At 61.5% G+C, this 15698-nt stretch carries 9 protein-coding genes and 2 pseudogenes; 7 read left to right on the top strand and 4 right to left on the bottom strand.

The window, feature by feature from the left end; all coding sequences use genetic code 11:
- Positions 1–150 precede the first annotated feature (150 nt).
- The 5 genes from bioB (at position 151) to htpX (ending at position 5048) form a co-directional block, all read left to right on the top strand.
- Positions 151–1239, top strand: a complete 1089-nt coding sequence (gene bioB / locus AXW79_RS13930) for a biotin synthase BioB (RefSeq protein ID WP_005313000.1) — start codon at positions 151–153, stop codon at positions 1237–1239.
- Entirely contained in the window at positions 1236–2432 is a 1197-nt protein-coding gene (gene bioF, locus AXW79_RS13925; RefSeq protein WP_005313003.1) for an 8-amino-7-oxononanoate synthase, read from the top strand. Before bioB ends, bioF begins: the two co-directional genes overlap by 4 nt.
- Positions 2422–3237: a malonyl-ACP O-methyltransferase BioC gene (gene bioC, locus AXW79_RS13920; RefSeq protein WP_085941631.1), complete on the top strand. Its 816-nt coding sequence runs from the start codon at positions 2422–2424 to the stop codon at positions 3235–3237. The genes bioF and bioC overlap by 11 nt, the downstream gene beginning before the upstream one ends.
- Before the next feature lie 143 nt (positions 3238–3380).
- Positions 3381–4061 (top strand): dethiobiotin synthase, encoded by a 681-nt coding sequence (gene bioD, locus AXW79_RS13915; RefSeq protein WP_005313009.1) that lies wholly within the window; start codon positions 3381–3383, stop codon positions 4059–4061.
- A 114-nt stretch (positions 4062–4175) separates the two neighbouring features.
- Positions 4176–5048, top strand: coding sequence for a protease HtpX (htpX, locus tag AXW79_RS13910; protein ID WP_005313012.1), 873 nt, complete (start codon positions 4176–4178; stop codon positions 5046–5048).
- A gap of 76 nt (positions 5049–5124) precedes the next feature.
- Here htpX and AXW79_RS13905 read toward each other — a convergent pair whose 3' ends face one another.
- Together AXW79_RS13905 and AXW79_RS13900 are read right to left on the bottom strand one after the other, a co-directional pair.
- A complete protein-coding gene (locus tag AXW79_RS13905) occupies positions 5125–6837 on the bottom strand; it encodes a methyl-accepting chemotaxis protein (protein WP_005313015.1) in 1713 nt (570 codons plus the stop codon).
- Positions 6838–7047: 210 nt separating this feature from the next.
- Positions 7048–8883, bottom strand: coding sequence for an MOSC N-terminal beta barrel domain-containing protein (locus tag AXW79_RS13900; RefSeq protein WP_005313017.1), 1836 nt, complete (start codon positions 8881–8883; stop codon positions 7048–7050).
- A 352-nt stretch (positions 8884–9235) separates the two neighbouring features.
- Here AXW79_RS13900 and AXW79_RS13895 point away from each other — a divergent pair.
- Together AXW79_RS13895 and nifJ are read left to right on the top strand one after the other, a co-directional pair.
- A pseudogene (locus AXW79_RS13895) lies at positions 9236–10833 on the top strand (NAD(P)-binding protein).
- Positions 10830–14424, top strand: a pseudogene (gene nifJ, locus AXW79_RS13890) (pyruvate:ferredoxin (flavodoxin) oxidoreductase). The pseudogenes AXW79_RS13895 and nifJ overlap by 4 nt, the downstream one beginning before the upstream one ends.
- Before the next feature lie 180 nt (positions 14425–14604).
- Here the strand turns inward: nifJ and AXW79_RS22305 are convergent.
- Together AXW79_RS22305 and AXW79_RS13880 are read right to left on the bottom strand one after the other, a co-directional pair.
- Positions 14605–14820, bottom strand: coding sequence for a YdcH family protein (locus AXW79_RS22305; RefSeq protein WP_005313020.1), 216 nt, complete (start codon positions 14818–14820; stop codon positions 14605–14607).
- Between the two features lie 285 nt (positions 14821–15105).
- Complete coding sequence (locus tag AXW79_RS13880; RefSeq protein ID WP_005313022.1) at positions 15106–15696, bottom strand: hypothetical protein; 591 nt, start codon at positions 15694–15696, stop codon at positions 15106–15108.
- Positions 15697–15698: the final 2 nt, after the last annotated feature.

The raw sequence follows: 15698 nt of genomic DNA, 5'->3' as shown, positions 1-15698 counted from the left end.
CAGTCTACGCGCGCTCTCTACACTAGCCAACAATTTCAGCCACTTGGCTCCTCACTCGCTGGATGGCGCGGGGGCAAAGTGGCGGGTCCGGGGCTCGGCCATCCAGGATGGCGGGCGCAGGATCCCACTTATAACAACCGGAAGCCATGTATGAATGCTCACACCGCGGGCGGCCACGCCCTTCGTCACGACTGGACCCTGTCCGAGGTTCAGGCCCTGTTTGCCCTGCCATTCAACGATCTGCTGTTCCAGGCCCAGACGATACACCGTGCCCATTTCGATCCCAACGAGGTGCAAGTGAGCACCCTGCTCTCCATCAAGACGGGTGCCTGCCCGGAGGATTGCAAATATTGTCCCCAGAGTGCCCGCTATCACACAGGGCTCGAGACCGAGCGGCTGATGGAGGTGGAGAAGGTACTGGAGCGGGCCCGTGAGGCCAGGGCCAACGGTTCGTCGCGCTTTTGCATGGGAGCCGCCTGGCGCAACCCAAAAGAGAGGGACATGCCCTACATACTGCGAATGATCGAAGAGGTGCGAGGGTTGGGCATGGAGACCTGCATGACCCTTGGCATGCTCACCGCGGATCAGGCCGCCCGCCTTGGTGCCGCAGGTCTTGACTACTACAACCACAACCTCGACACCTCGCCGGAGTTCTATGGCGAGATCATTTCTACCCGTACCTATCAGGACAGGCTCGATACCCTGGAGCATGTGCGCGGCGCCGGCATGAAGGTCTGCTCCGGCGGCATCGTCGGCATGGGTGAGCAGGCAAAAGATCGGGCGGGTCTTTTGATGGCGCTCGCCAACCTGCCGCGCCACCCGGAGAGCGTGCCCATCAACATGCTGGTGAAGGTGAAGGGGACGCCGCTTGAAAACGAAGCGAATCTCGATTCGTTCGAATTCATCCGCACCATAGCCGTGGCACGGATCATGATGCCTGCCTCCCATGTGCGCCTCTCCGCCGGGCGGGAGAAGATGAACGAACAGATGCAGGCCATGTGCTTTATGGCAGGTGCAAATTCGATTTTTTATGGCTGCAAGCTGCTGACCACGCCAAACCCGGATGAGAACAGCGACATGCAGCTGTTCAAACGGCTCGGCATTCGTCCCGCTCAGCGAGCCCAGAAGCCGGATCAGATTCAGGAAGAAGAGATCCTGGCCGAGGTGAGCCGCCAGAACGCGCCGGATGAGATGTTTTACGATGCTACCCGTCCTCGCGCAGGGGTTGCGCGGTCATGAATGGCCTGGCGGTAAAAGGCCCCTTTGTATTGGGCGCGGCTCTGGCCGAGCGAGAGTTGGCAGCGCTGCTTCGCCGCCGCACTGCCACCGATGGCAGCGTGGGGGGGAGGCTGCAGGTCGCGGGGCGCGACTACCTCAATTTTTCCGCCAACGACTATCTGGGGCTGGCGGATCACAGCACCATCAAAGCCGCCTTCAAAGAGGGGATTGACTGCTATGGCACGGGATCTGGCGCCTCGCCCCTGGTGACCGGCTACAGCCGTGCTCACCAACAGCTGGAAGAGACTCTGGCCGACTGGCTCGGGGTGGAGGCGGTGCTGCTGTTCAACTGCGGCTTTTCCGCCAATCAGGCTGTGCTGAAGGCCTTGCTCGGCAAGGATCATCTGCTGTGGCAAGACAGGCTCAACCATGCCTCCTTGCAGGAGATGGGCAGCCAGCTCCCCTGCAAGATGAAGCGCTTCGGTCACAACGATATGACTGCTCTCGAGCGCCAACTCGAACCAAACCGGGGCTTGATCGTCTCGGAAGGGGTGTTCAGCATGGATGGGGATCAGGGCCCCTGGCCTGAGCTTGCCCGTCTGGCCGCCCAGAGCGGCAACTGGCTGATGATCGACGATGCCCACGGCCTCGGCGTGCTGGGGCCGGAGGGGCGCGGCACTCTGGCGGCGCAAGGGGTGGCTCCGGCATCTGTACACATCCAGATGGGCACTTTCGGCAAGGCGCTCGGGGTAGCCGGCGCCTTTGTCGGCGGCAGTCGCGAGCTGGTGGATTATCTGGTCAACTTTGCTCGTCACTATGTCTACAGCACCCATATGCCCACCGCCCAGGCGTGCGCCGTGAGCAAAAGCATCGAATTGGTGCGCGCTGCCGACGAGTCCCGCGCCCATCTTGCCCGCCTTATCACCCGCTTTCGGCAGGGGACCGCAGCCCTTGGCTGGCAGCTTGGGGCAAGTGACACCCCCATACAGCCGCTGCTGGTGGGGGAGAGCAGTGCTGCCTTGCAACTGGCTGCGCGGCTGCGGGATCGCGGCGTCTGGGTGAGCGCCATCCGCCCGCCCACTGTGCCGGTGGGCACGGCACGGCTGCGCATCACGTTAAGCGCGGCCCACCGCGAGCAGGATGTGGACCGCCTGCTCAAGGCCCTCGGCCCTTGCTCGGGCAGTGCCAGTTGGGAGGGGATACATCATGGATGAGCGTTTCCAGCAGGTCGACAAGGCGCAGCTAGCTCGCCGTTTCGGGGCGGCCGCCCGTCACTACGATGCCCATGCCCGTTTTCAGCAGGAAGTCGGTTTGGCGCTATTGGATCGTATGACTGGGGAGCCAGTGACACCCGCTTCCTTGTCGACCTCTTCCATATCCGGGCTGGATCTGGGTTGTGGTACCGGATTCTTCCTGCCCCACCTCGCCAGTCGTTGCCACCAGTTGCATGGACTGGATCTTGCCCCCGGCATGTTGCAGCAGGCGGCTCTGCGTGGCAGCGGTGCGCAACTTGTGTGCGGCGATGCCGAGCGTCTGCCGTTTGCAGACGGGAGCCTGGACTGGGTCTTCTCCAGCCTCGCCCTGCAGTGGTGTGAACGACCGGCGCAGGCGTTTGCCGAACTCCACAGAGTACTCAAACCCGGTGGACAACTGCTGTTCTCGACCCTGCTTGTCGATTCGCTCTGGCAGTTGCGTGAGGCCTGGCGCACGGTTGACGACCATCCCCATGTCAATCGCTTCCTCAGCCTGCCACAATTGCAAGATGCCGTTGCCGCAGGGGGCTTCACAGCGCCTTGCCTTGAGAGTCTGGCCTGGGCGCTCTCCTATCACGAGTTGAGCGGTCTGCTGCGCGACCTCAAGGGCATAGGAGCCAGCCAGCTCAACGATGCGCGTCAGTCGGGTCTGAGCAGTCGGCTGCGCTTGCAGCGCCTGACGGAGGCTTATGAAGCCTACCGTCAGCCGGATGGCCTGCTGGCCGCCAGCTATCAGGTGTGCCTGGGGCGCCTGATCCGCCGATAAGCCGCCACTTGCCTGGTCTGTCCGGGGGATGCGATGTGCGAACAAGTCGGGCTGAACTCATCTTCTGTCCCGGATACTTGATATGCAGGTGATCTGCCCCTATAAACTGCGGGCTGTCGCCTGATTTGTGTTGAGGAGTCATCATGGTTAAATCCTTCTTTATCACCGGCACAGATACCGATGTGGGCAAGACGCTGGTCGCCCGCACCCTGCTGCTGGAGTTTGTCGCCCATGGCATTCAGTGCGCCGGTTACAAGCCGATCTCCGCTGGCTGCGCTCGCACCCCGGATGGGTTGCGCAACCTGGATGCCGTCTTGCTGCAAGAGGCGGCCAACCTGTCGCTGCCTTACGATATGGTCAATCCGTATGCCTTTGAACCGCCCATTGCGCCCCATATCGCTGCCAGCGAGGCCCGTGATGCCATTACCCTGAAGGGACTGTCCGACGGTCTGCGCCAGATAGAGCAGGCGGGGGCCGAGCTTGTCGTGGTAGAGGGGGCGGGCGGCTGGTTTCTGCCGCTGGATCGCAAGCATTTGCTATCGGATTGGGTCAAGCAGGAGAACATACCGGTGATCATGGTGGTGGGGGCCAAGCTGGGTTGTCTCAACCATGCGCTGCTCACCTTTGCCGCCATTCGAAACGACAATCTGCCGGTAGCAGGCTGGGTCATGAATCGGCTGTACGGATCCATGAGTCATTACCAGGAAAACCTGGACACCTTGAGGGGCTTGCTCCCCGCGCCGTTTTTGGGTGAAATACCCTTTGTAAACAATCCACTTGAGGCTGATTTGCGCGGGCGTCTCGATATATCCCCTCTGCTCTGAACCCGACATTCAGCGAACATTCATCGAATCTATCTATTATGCGGAACAGGTGTGATACCGACCGGCTGTGAACCGGAACGGGAGGCACCTATCCATATCTCACAAGGAGTCTATATGAAGCGAATTATGCTATTCCTGGTGACCAACCTGGCCGTCATGCTGGTGCTGGGGGTGGTACTCAATATCCTGTTCTCGGTTCTGGGGATCAACAAGTCCAGCATTTCCGGTCTGTTGATGTTCTGTGCCGTGTTCGGTTTTGGGGGTTCCTTTATCTCCTTGCTGATGTCCAAGTGGATGGCCAAGCGCAGCTATGGCGTCCAGGTCATCGAGCAACCCCGTAACGAGACAGAGCACTGGCTGGTCAGCACCGTTGCCCGTCAGGCCCGTGAAGCGGGTATCAAGATGCCGGAAGTGGGGATCTACGACTCACCGGAGATGAACGCTTTTGCGACCGGTGCCCGTCGTGACGACTCCCTCGTCGCTGTTTCGTCCGGCCTGCTCTACAGCATGAGCCGCGACGAGGCGGAAGCAGTGCTGGCTCACGAAGTGAGCCATGTGGCCAACGGTGACATGGTGACTCTGACCCTGATCCAGGGGGTGGTAAACACCTTCGTGATGTTCTTCGCCCGTATCGTGGCCGGTGTCATCAGCAACTTCTTCAGCTCCAACAACGACGAAGAGAGCAGCAGCTCCGGTGGTTTTGCCTACATGATCACCGTGTTCGTGCTGGAGATGGCATTCGGTGTGCTGGCCTCCATGATCGTCATGTGGTTCAGCCGTCAGCGTGAGTTCCGCGCCGACGCAGGTGCTGCCAAGCTGGCGGGTCGTGACAAGATGATTGCTGCGCTGCAGCGCCTCTCTCGCGGTGCCGAGCCACAGATGGAAGGCTCCATGATGGCGTTTGGCATCAACGGCAAGCGCTCCATGAGCGAGCTGTTCATGAGCCACCCGCCCATCGAACAGCGCATCGCCGCCCTGCGTGGTTGATGCCATCCGGTCTTGAAAAAGGCCTTGCCAAACAAACGGCTGCCCTTGGGCAGCCGTTTTGCTTTGCAGGAGCTGCTTACAATTTGAAGCGACCCATCTCCTGGCGCAGCAGCCGTGACAGCTGTTTGAGTTTGGCGGCCTCCTGCGATACGTGACGGGCCGCATCCCCCGACTGTTCGGAGAGGGAGGTGATGTGGCCGACGGTGGAAACTACCTCGTTGGCGGCGGTGGATTGCTCGCGCAGTGTGTGGCTTATCTCCCCCATCAATCCGGTCAGGTTGGCTGCATGACTCTTGATGCTGGTGATGGCCTCGCCGGTCTGGTTGGCCAGACTCACGCCGCGAGAGACGTTGTTGACCGTATTCTCCATGCTGCGGATGGAGGCATCCGCCCCGCTCTGGATCTTGCTGATCATGCCGGTGATCTGCTGGGTAGAGGCCGCCGAGCGGCTGGCGAGATTGCGCACCTCGTCGGCCACCACCGCAAAGCCCCGTCCCTGTTCTCCCGCCCGCGCTGCCTCTATGGCGGCGTTGAGGGCCAGCAGGTTGGTCTGATCGGCGATGCCGCGGATCACCTCTATGATGTCCGAAATCTGCTGGGTGTGGCTGTTGAGCTCGGAGAGGCTGCTGGCCGCATCTCCCACTGTGCTGGAGATGTTCTCTATGCTGTCCAGGGTCTGCTTGATGACGCCGGAACCCTCTTCCAAGGTGTTGGCCGACACCTTGCTCAATTCGTCGGCATGGGTGGCGTTGTCGGAGAGGTGGCTGATGCTCACTACCAGCTCCTCGATGGCGGCCGCCATTGTCTGGGTACTGGTCTGCTGGGAGGTAGCAAACTGGGCTGTCCGCTCCGCTATCTGGGCTATGCTGTCGGCCGATCCTGACAGCTCCTCGCTGGAGTGGGAGACCTGGGCGATGATCCCCTTGAGGGTTGACTGCATGGTGGCCAGCAGGCCGATCAGGCTCTCTTGTGCGCCAACGGGTACCTGGATCTGACGGGAGAAATCCCCTTGCGCCAGACTGTTGAGATCGCTTCTGAGCTGGCTGACCGAGGTACCGGTCAAGTCGAGCAGGGCACGATAGGTGCGCCACAGGAAGAACATCAATACCAGGCCCAGGGCGATAAACAGATAGCGCAACATGGCAGACTGGCTGGTGGCATCGTCCACCGCCTGCTGGGTGCGGGTCTCCATCATGACGTAGAAGTCATCGATGGGGGCCATGATGCGCCCCTTGTTCTGGTGATAGGCCTTGTCATGCATCATGGCGATGGCTTTTTGCTGGTTGACCGCGAGATCCCCCTCCTGCTGTTGTACCAGCTTGAAGGCAGCGACTTCGGTACTGACCAGGGCATCCGAGTTGTTCTTGGCCTCGTTGAGCTTGGCCAGCTCACCATCGGTAAAGCCGGCATCCTTCATCAGGTCGATGAGGCCACGCCGCAGCGAGGTGTCGGGTCTGGGGTTTTGACCACTGGCCGCCACGAAATCCCAATAGATGCGGTTGTAGCCTTCCGGTCTGTTCTGTTCGCCGTTGCGTATGGCCAGGATCCGCATGTACTGCTGCTCATAGGCGGGATCCTTGGTGATCACATAGGTGCGACCGAGCCGGGTCAGATCGTCGGAGGATTGCCTTAGCTCATCGGCCAGCAGATAGGATTGGTAGCGTTGTTGATAACTCTGCTCGAGTTTTGTCCCTGACCAGGTGTAGGCAAAAAATACCAGCGATAGCAGGATCAGGGTAACAACGGAGAGCAAGAGATTGAGTTGAAAGGCAGGTCTGTTCTGTTCCATGGTTTGAGCGTCCTTATTCTCACCAGAATAACCCCCTTTGTCACACGGCGAAGGCCGGTACTTCTGAGGGTTTTTATTGTTCTGCAGTGAGTATAGGGGGCCGGAGGAGCAGCATGGCTCGGGTATGCCGAGAAAAGGGAAGGGGGTAAAAACAGCGGGGAAAATAAGGGCCGGGAGGCGCTTAACCCATGATGCTCCCGGCCCGCACTATTATCGCGGCCCGATCACCAGATCGGTCAATGGCACGGCGCAGCAGGTGAGGATCTTGCCTTCGGCCCGCTCGGCTGCCGTGATGGCCGGGGCATCCGGGTGATCCACTTCCCCTGAAACGAGGGTCTGCTTGCAACTGCCGCAGATGCCGGCGCGGCAGCTCCAGGGCAGCTCCACTCCCTGCTTGTGGGCCTGATCCAGTATGGTGCCCTGATTGTTGCCGTCAAAGGTCTCTTCACCGATACGCAGTTGTACCGCCTGATGAGGGCGAGCCACCGAAAGAATGGCGCCGCCAAAGCTCTCCTGCTTGATGCGGTCCGCAGCCACGCCGAGTGCGCACAATCTGGCGGCCGCATCGGCCATAAACCCGTGAGGACCGCAGATAAATACCTCGCGCCCGGTCAACCCCTTGACCTGGGCCAGATGATCATCGCACAGCCGCCCTTTGAGCCCCTGCCAGTGAGCATCCGGCTGGCTCAGGATCAGGGTCAGTTGCATGCCTGCCCGGCTCAGGGCGTGTAGCTCGGCGGCGGCCGGTATGTCTGCTTCGCTGCGGCACAGGTGCATGAAGTGCACATCCTCGAGCTCGCCGCGCAGGGCCAGGGTACGGGCGATGGAGAGCATGGGAGTCACGCCCGAGCCGGCCGAGATCAGCAGCAGGCTGCGCTCGGTGCCGAGGTGAAACTCGCCAGCCGGTGCGGCCGCCAGCAGGGTATCCCCCACCCGCAGCTGGTGGTGCAGCCAGGGGGAGATGCGCCCTTCACCCAGGCGCTTGACGCTGATGCTGTAGCGCTCCGGCAGCTCCGGCAGCTCCGGCAGCTCCGGCAGCTCCGGCGTGGAGCTCAGGGTATAGCGCCGTTGCAGCCGCTCGCCCTTGATATCCAGACTGATGGGCAGGTGCTGGCCCGGCAGGTAGTCGGGCAGCGGCTCGCCGTCGGCGGCTTCGAACCAGAAGGTTTCCAGATCCCGTGCCAGCGGCTCGCGGGCGACGCAGACCAGCTCCCGCTTCTTCGGCGCCGCATTGGGATAGACCACCGCCCTGGCGGTTTCCAGCACCTCTATCTCGCTGCCCGCCTCAATCCAGCCCTCGTTCAGTGCCACCAGATTCTGGCCGAAATAGACATCCCCATCCTCGCCACGCCGGTAACGGGTGAGGGTGGCCAGTGGCTCCTTGAGGGCATTGAAGCGATCCGTGCCCGCTTCCACAGTAGTCATGATGCAGCGGCTGCAGGGCTTGGCCACACTGAATTCCACCTCGCCGATGCGGATGCGCACCCAGCTGTCCTCCTCGAACGGCCGGGTACCGGTTGCCACCAGGTTGGTACGAAACTGGCTCATCTGGTGCAGGGCATCGGAGCGCAGGTTGAGATCATCGAGCGAAGCCTGACTGATGAGCAGCAGCGGATAACCGTCGGCGAAGCTGACCCGTGTGCCGGTTTTTTCCCGGAAACGATCCGATTGCTCGCCGAGCCAGAGCAAGGCGACCGGCTCACCCGTGACCTTGCTCAGCCAGAGATCGGCGCTGATATCGGTATGCAGGGCGGTGAAGCTGTCGCGCCAGACGCCGGTAGTCCGAGGAGTGCGGGAAAAATCCTGTTCTCGCAGCGTGAGCGGTTCAAATCTCGGATAGCGCAACTGCAAGCCGCCCTCTATGGGGGTCGCCACTACTTGCTGTAGCTGGGGATGGGTACGGGCTGTGATAAAGGTGCCGTCCGGTTTGACCACCATGTAGCGGCGATCTCCTTGCAATCCCTCTTCGGTCACCAGAGCGCGAGTCAGTGGCATGCCTGCCGTTGATTTGATGGGGTAGAGATGAATGCTGTCGAGTGTTGGCATGTCCTGATCCTGTGAAGTGCCCTGTGTTAACCAGGGGAAGTGCGCTGTGACTGTCGTGGCAGCTATCCCTGCAGTGTACTGCGGCGGTTGTCGAAGGTGCGACATGGTCAACCCAATCACATCTTCAATCGGACAAGATGTTACAGGGGTCACGTTCTGTTCTCCATACCCCATAAAGTGCAACATTATTTGATCCTGATCCGTCAATCAGTACAAAAATCAGTCCACTATCGAACCAGCTTCCAGTTTCTAACGCTTTCGCTTCTTCCCTCTCCGGCCACCGTCCGCTTCGGCTAAACGGTATCAAGTGCCATCGGATGGGGCCTGTCACACAAAAAGAAGAAAGCAATGTATGAGCAAACAACTGGATATGACCCCACAGCCGGATCTCTCCCAGAAAACGGGAACAGGCCCGGTCCTTACCCGGCTGGCGAGAACATCCAGGCCTGGCTCTCCCTCGCCGAAGCGGGCCGCTTTGAAGCAGCCTGGCAGACCTTGATCGAAGAAAATCCCCTGCCCGCCATTCATGGCCGGGTCTGCTATCACCCCTGCGAGAGCGCCTGCAATCACGCCCAGGTGGACGACGCCGTCTCCATCCACGCCATCGAGCGTTTCCTCGGCGACGAAGCGTTGGCCCGTGGTTGGCAGCCAGCGCCACCTGCCCCTGCCAGCGGCAAGAAGGTGCTGGTGATCGGTGCCGGCCCCTCCGGCCTCTCCTGCGCCTGGCACCTCAACCGGCTCGGCCATCAGGTGGAGATCCGCGAAGCGGGGCCACTGGCTGGCGGCATGCTGCGCTTCGGTATTCCCGCTTACCGTCTGCCTCGCGATGTGCTGGATCGGGAGGTGGCCCGTATCGTGGCGGCCGGGGTGACGCTGACCCTCAACCACAAGGTGGAGGATGTGCTGCGTGAGCGCGATGAAGGGGGCTTTGACGCCGTCTTTATGGCCATTGGCGCCCATTTGGCCAAGCGGGTCGATATTCCGGCCCGGGAGGCGGGCAAGATCCTCGATGCAGTGAGTTTCCTCGAACAGGCCAGTCTGGCCGAAGAGCAGGGCTTGCCGCCCCCCAAACTGGGACGGCGGGTGGCGATCTACGGTGGCGGCAATACCGCCATGGATGCGGCCCGTACCGCTCGTCGCCTCGGTGTGGAAGAGGCGATGATTATCTACCGCCGCGACCGGGAGCATATGCCCGCTCACGCCTTTGAAGCCGACGAGGCCGAGGAGGAGGGGATCAAGATCAACTGGCTGCGCAGCATTCGCCAGCTCGACAACACCAATATCGAGGTGGAGGTGATGGCGCTGGATGCCGAGGGCAAGCCGGTGCCCACCGGCAAGTTTGAAACCCTTGAAGCGGATTCCCTGATTCTGGCGCTCGGTCAGGAAGTTGATTTGAGCGTGCTGGAGAGCATCCCCGGCGTGCGGGTCAACAAGGAGGGAGTGGTGCAGGTTGGCGAAAACCTGATGACGGATGTGCCGGGCCTCTTTGCCGGCGGCGACATGGTGCCCTCCGAGCACACCGTCACCATAGCCACCGGGCACGGCAAGAAGGCTGCACGCCATATGGATGCCTGGCTGCGCGGTCGCCACTACCAGAAGATGGTCTCCTACCCGCTGGTGGGGCCAGAGTAGTTGCAACTCTGGTTCCAGACCCACGCCCCGGCCAGCAGTCAGCCGGTCAAACCGGCGTGGGCGCGGGACGATTTTGGCGAGATCATAGGCGGACTGGATGAGACGGCCGCCCGTTACGAGGCGGCGCGCTGCTACTCCTGCGGCAACTGCTTCGAGTGCGACGGCTGCTACGGCAGTTGTCCCGAGCAGGCCATCGAGAAGCTGGGGCCGGGCAAGGGTTATCAAGTGGATGCGACGCGCTGCACCGGCTGCGGTGCCTGTCACGATCAATGCCCTTGTCACGCCATCGAGCTGCGCCAACCGGAGGAGTCCCAATGAAACATGAACTGATCATGGTCGACGGCAACGAAGCCGCGGCCCGGGTGGCGTATCAGCTGAGCGAAGTGTGCGCCATCTATCCCATCACCCCCTCCTCGACCATGGCCGAGCTGGCCGACGCCTGGGCGGACGAGGGGCAGACCAACCTGTGGGGCAACATTCCCACAGTCGTTGAGATGCAGAGTGAAGGGGGCGCGGCTGGTACTGTACACGGCGCCCTGCAGGCGGGGGCGCTCGCCACCACCTTCACCGCCAGTCAGGGGTTGATGCTGATGCTGCCCAACATGTACAAGATCGCCGGTGAATTGACCGCGGCAGTGTTCCATGTGGCGGCCCGCTCGCTGGCGGCGCAGGGGCTCTCGATTTTTGGCGATCATCAGGATGTGATGGCGGCGCGCAGCACTGGTTTTGCCATGCTCGCCTCCGGCTCGGTGCAGGAGGCGCAGGACTTGGCCTTGGTCGCCCACAGCGTCACCCTGCAGTGCCGGGTGCCCTTTATCCACTTCTTCGACGGCTTTCGTACCTCCCACGAGGTAAACAAGATCACGGCCCTGCATCGGGACGAAATTCGCGCCCTTATCGACAACGACTGGGTGCGGGCCCACCGTGCCCGGGCCCTCAACCCGGATCACCCCGTGATGCGCGGCACGGCCCTCAACCCGGATCACCCCGTGATGCGCGGCACGGCCCAGAACCCGGACACCTATTTCCAGTCCCGCGAGAGCGTCAACCCCTTCTACGAAGCGGTGCCGGCGCGGGTGCAGCAGTGCATGGACAAGCTGGGATCCCTCACCGGCCGCCACTACCGGCTGGTGGAGTACCATGGTGCCAGCGATGCGACCGACGTCATCTTGCTGATGGGCTCGGGAGCAGCCACCGCCCGTACTACCGTGGATTGGCTCAACCGGCAGGATCGCAAGACCGGGGTGCTGGTCATTCGCCTCTATCGCCCCTTCCCGGTACAGGCGCTGCTCGATGCGCTGCCGCAGAGTGTGCGGCGCATAGCCGTGCTGGATCGCACCAAGGAGCCGGGCGCTGGCGGTGAGCCGCTGCTGCTGGATGTGCAGAGCGCCCTGATCGATGGCTTGCAGCGCGGCCTTCTCAAGCGGCTGCCGCTACGGTCTCTCTTCCAAGGAGTTCACCCCGGCCATGTGCGCGGCGGTGTTTGAGGAGCTGGCATCCGATGCGCCGCGCCCCCGCTTTACCGTGGGGATTGTCGATGACGTGTCGGGTCTCAGTCTGGCCTGGCACCCCATCGGCGATCTGGAGCCCGCCAGTCGGGTGCGGGCGCTCTTCTTCGGCCTCGGTGCCGACGGCACGGTGGGCGCCAACAAGAACAGCATCAAGATCATCGGCGAGCTTGAGGGGTTCCACGCCCAGGGCTACTTTGTCTACGACTCCAAGAAGTCCGGCTCGCGCACCGTCTCCCACCTGCGCTTTGGCCCCGAGCCCATAGACGCGCCCTGGCTTATCGAGCAGGCGAGCTTTATCGGCTGCCACCAGTGGGGCTTTGTCGAATCGGTGGACCTGCTGGAGCACGCCGCCCAAGGGGCGACCATGCTGCTCAATGCCCCCTATGAGGCTGACAAGGTGTGGGGCCAGCTGCCCGAGCGGCTGCGCGCCCGTATCCGCACCCTCAATATCCAGCTCTACTGCATCGACGGGGATAGGGTGGCCGAGCAAAACGGCATGGGCAATCGCATCAACACCATTATGCAGACCTGCTTCTTCGCGCTGGCCGGTGTGCTGCCACGGGACGAAGCCATTGCGCTGATCAAGGAGAGCATCGAGAAGAGTTATGCCCGCAAGGGTCCCGAGGTGGTGGCGCGCAACTTCGCGGCGGTGGACGATACCCTGGCTCACTTAAGCAAGGTGGCAATTCCGGCCGGAGATGAGCAGATCAGCGACTATCCGCTGCCACTGGCACCGGGGGGCAGCGAGTTTGTCCAGCGGGTCACCGGCGAGATGCTGGCGGGGCGCGGCGATTTGATCCCTGTCTCCATGCTGCCGGTGGATGGCACTTACCCCACCGCTACCAGCCGCTTCGAGAAGCGCGATATCGCCCGCGAGATCCCTGTCTGGCAATCCGATATCTGCATTCAGTGCGGTAACTGCGTCTTCGTCTGCCCCCATGCGGCGCTGCGATCCAAGTTCTACCATCAGGACTGGCTGGTGACCGCCCCCGAGGCAGCCCAGTCGGTGCCCGTCACCGCCAAAGGCTTCCCCGACAGCCGCTACACCCTGCAGCTCTATCCGGAGGATTGCACCGGCTGCGGCCAGTGTGTGCAGGCCTGTCCGGTACGGGTCGGGGCAGATGAGTCGCACGAAGGCGAGCGAGCCATCGCCATGCTGGACAAGGCGCCACACCTCGAGGGTCAGAAACAGGCGCTGCGCTGGTTCGAGAGCCTGCCCTGGCCTGCCCGCGAGCGGGTGGACTTCTCCACCGTGCGCGGTGCCCAGTTCCTCGAACCCCTGTTCGAGTTCTCCGGCGCTTGCGCCGGTTGTGGCGAGACCCCGTATCTCAAGCTGCTGACCCAGCTGTTTGGCGATCGCATGCTGGTGGCCAACGCCACCGGTTGCTCCTCCATCTATGGCGGCAACCTGCCGACCACCCCCTGGGCCAAGAACGGCGAAGGCAAGGGGCCGGCCTGGTCCAACTCCTTGTTCGAGGACAACGCCGAGTTCGGCTTTGGCTTTCGTCTCACGGCTGACCAGCATCATGGTCAGGCGGTGGCGGCCTTGCAGGCGATGAAGGGGGAGCTGGGGGAGGCGCTGGTCGAGTCGCTTATCAGCGCCCCGCAGCGGCTGGAGTCGGAGATCCGCGCCCAGCGAAATCGGGTAGCGCAAGTGCGGGAACGGCTGGAAGAGGTGCGATCTGGCAAGGCCCGCGAGCTGCTCTCCTTGATTGATCAGCTAGTGCGCCGCTCGGTCTGGATCGTTGGCGGCGACGGCTGGGCCTATGACATAGGCTCGGCGGGGCTCGATCATGTGCTCGCCTCCGGGCGCGATGTGAACGTGCTGGTGATGGATACCGAGGTCTACTCCAACACCGGTGGCCAGATGTCGAAATCGACCCCGCTCGGTGCCGTCGCCAAGTTCGCGGCGGGGGGCAAGACGCTCGCCAAGAAGGATGTGGCGTTGCAGGCTATCTCTTATGGCAACGTCTATGTTGCCCGCATCGCCTTTGGCGCCAACCCGCAGCAGACGCTGCAAGCGCTGCGCGAGGCCGAGGCCTACCATGGCCCGTCGCTTATCATCGCCTACAGCCACTGCATCGCCCACGGTATCGATATGGAGCTGGGGCTGACCCAGCAAAAACGGGCGGTGGACTCGGGTCACTGGCCGCTGCTGCGCTACAACCCGGTACTGCGCAGTGCGGGGCAGAACCCCTTCAGCCTCGACAGCCTGCGCCCCTCCATTCCCCTCGCCGAGTACAGGGCAGAGGAGAACCGCTATCAGGTGCTGGCCCAGAGCCACCCCGAGGAAGCCGAACGGCTGATGCAGGTGGCGCAACAGGTCGCCTGGCAGAAGTGGGCCACCTACGAGGAGATGGCGACCCGTGAGGCCAGCCATTTCCATTCGCCGGTGTGAGTGTGGGGTGAAATCGATATAACCAAGCGGGCCATTGGCCCGCATTTTCTTATCGAAAAAGCAGGCGCAAGCGAGACAAGGCCGCAGATGCCCCGGATTCCCTGAACTGCTGGCAATAAAAAGCCCGGCTTGAGCCGGGCTGGAGGGATAAGTTGCTTATCCTGGTATTCGTCGAGGCGTCTAATGTGGATGTTGTTTGAGGATGTCGTATATCTCCTCTTTCAGTTTGAGTTTCTGTTTTTTCAGATCCTTCACCTCGGAGCTGTAGTCGCTGGCATGATGCTTTTCCAACTTTCTAATCTCCGCATCCAGGTCGTTGTGCAAGTCAAACTTCTTCTGGAAATGGACATCACTGCTCTTCAGTTTCGAGATGAGATCTCTGTACTCTGGGAACATGTAATGAAGCCTCCTTGGTTTCGTTTGATTGTGCCTTCAAAACAAAAGTACCCCTTCCCCCCAGAGATAAATGTGATCCCGATCGAATTCGGGACCAATGATTTGCTGCATGGGGAAGATGATTTTTAACTCATTGAATCACAAGCTGATAAGTCATTTGTAAGTAAGGTTTTGAGCTTCAAACTGGAATCTCGATCACAGTTGTGACGGTTTGATGACGGCGGCGGGTTGGCAAGAGGGTAGCAAAAAGGGGCGCAAGGCCCCTTTTCGTAACGGGTATGGCGTTTACTCTTTTTTCTTTTTCTTCTCGGGCAGCGGCTTGCCATCGCGGGCGATGACCTTGCCCACTTCGAAGCCTATCTGCGCTGCCAGCTCTTCCAGATCCGGCGCCTTGGCTTCGTTGCCGATGGCGTACTGGTAGTTGGCTATGGTGATCTTCTCGGCCACCGGGGTGCCCGGCACTATGGGCTCACGCCAGCCCTGCCCGACATGCGCAACGAGCGTGCCGTTCATGATGAGCTCGCCGACGATTTCCTGGGTGGGGATGCCCTTGCCGTAGGTGAGACCCTGCGGGTGCTTCTTGCCGACCAGCGGCTCCGTGCTGGCAGGCATCAACTTGGTGCGGATCAGCCACTTGGGATCCTTGGTCTTGCCGAGTGCTTTGCCGGTCTGGTATTCGTTGATCTTGATGGTCTTGATCATCTGGGCCATAAAATCTTTGGTCAATGCTTTCTGGGCTTCGCTCGTCTCGTCGATGGCGATGGGCGCCACATACCAGATTTTGGAGGCCTGCGCCTTGGGAGCCGCGGGCGCGGTTTGCGCCATGGCCAGCGGGCTGAGCAGGATGGCAGCCAACAAGAGTCCGATTTTCTTCATTG

Origin of the sequence: Aeromonas salmonicida subsp. salmonicida (assembly GCF_001643305.1) — a bacterium.
GTDB lineage: Bacteria > Pseudomonadota > Gammaproteobacteria > Enterobacterales > Aeromonadaceae > Aeromonas > Aeromonas salmonicida.
Note: the sequence above shows the minus strand (reverse complement) of the source record. Positions and strands in the feature narration are given on the sequence as shown.

What these genes read in the sequence shown, in the direction of transcription:
- bioB (WP_005313000.1), top strand. Translation starts at nt 151, where the DNA reads ATGAATGCTCACACCGCGGGCGGCCACGCCCTTCGTCACGACTGGACC.
- bioF (WP_005313003.1), top strand. Translation starts at nt 1,236, where the DNA reads ATGAATGGCCTGGCGGTAAAAGGCCCCTTTGTATTGGGCGCGGCTCTG.
- bioD (WP_005313009.1), top strand. Translation starts at nt 3,381, where the DNA reads ATGGTTAAATCCTTCTTTATCACCGGCACAGATACCGATGTGGGCAAG.
- htpX (WP_005313012.1), top strand. Translation starts at nt 4,176, where the DNA reads ATGAAGCGAATTATGCTATTCCTGGTGACCAACCTGGCCGTCATGCTG.
- AXW79_RS13905 (WP_005313015.1), bottom strand. Translation starts at nt 6,837, where the DNA reads ATGGAACAGAACAGACCTGCCTTTCAACTCAATCTCTTGCTCTCCGTT.
- AXW79_RS13900 (WP_005313017.1), bottom strand. Translation starts at nt 8,883, where the DNA reads ATGCCAACACTCGACAGCATTCATCTCTACCCCATCAAATCAACGGCA.
- AXW79_RS22305 (WP_005313020.1), bottom strand. Translation starts at nt 14,820, where the DNA reads ATGTTCCCAGAGTACAGAGATCTCATCTCGAAACTGAAGAGCAGTGAT.
- AXW79_RS13880 (WP_005313022.1), bottom strand. Translation starts at nt 15,696, where the DNA reads ATGAAGAAAATCGGACTCTTGTTGGCTGCCATCCTGCTCAGCCCGCTG.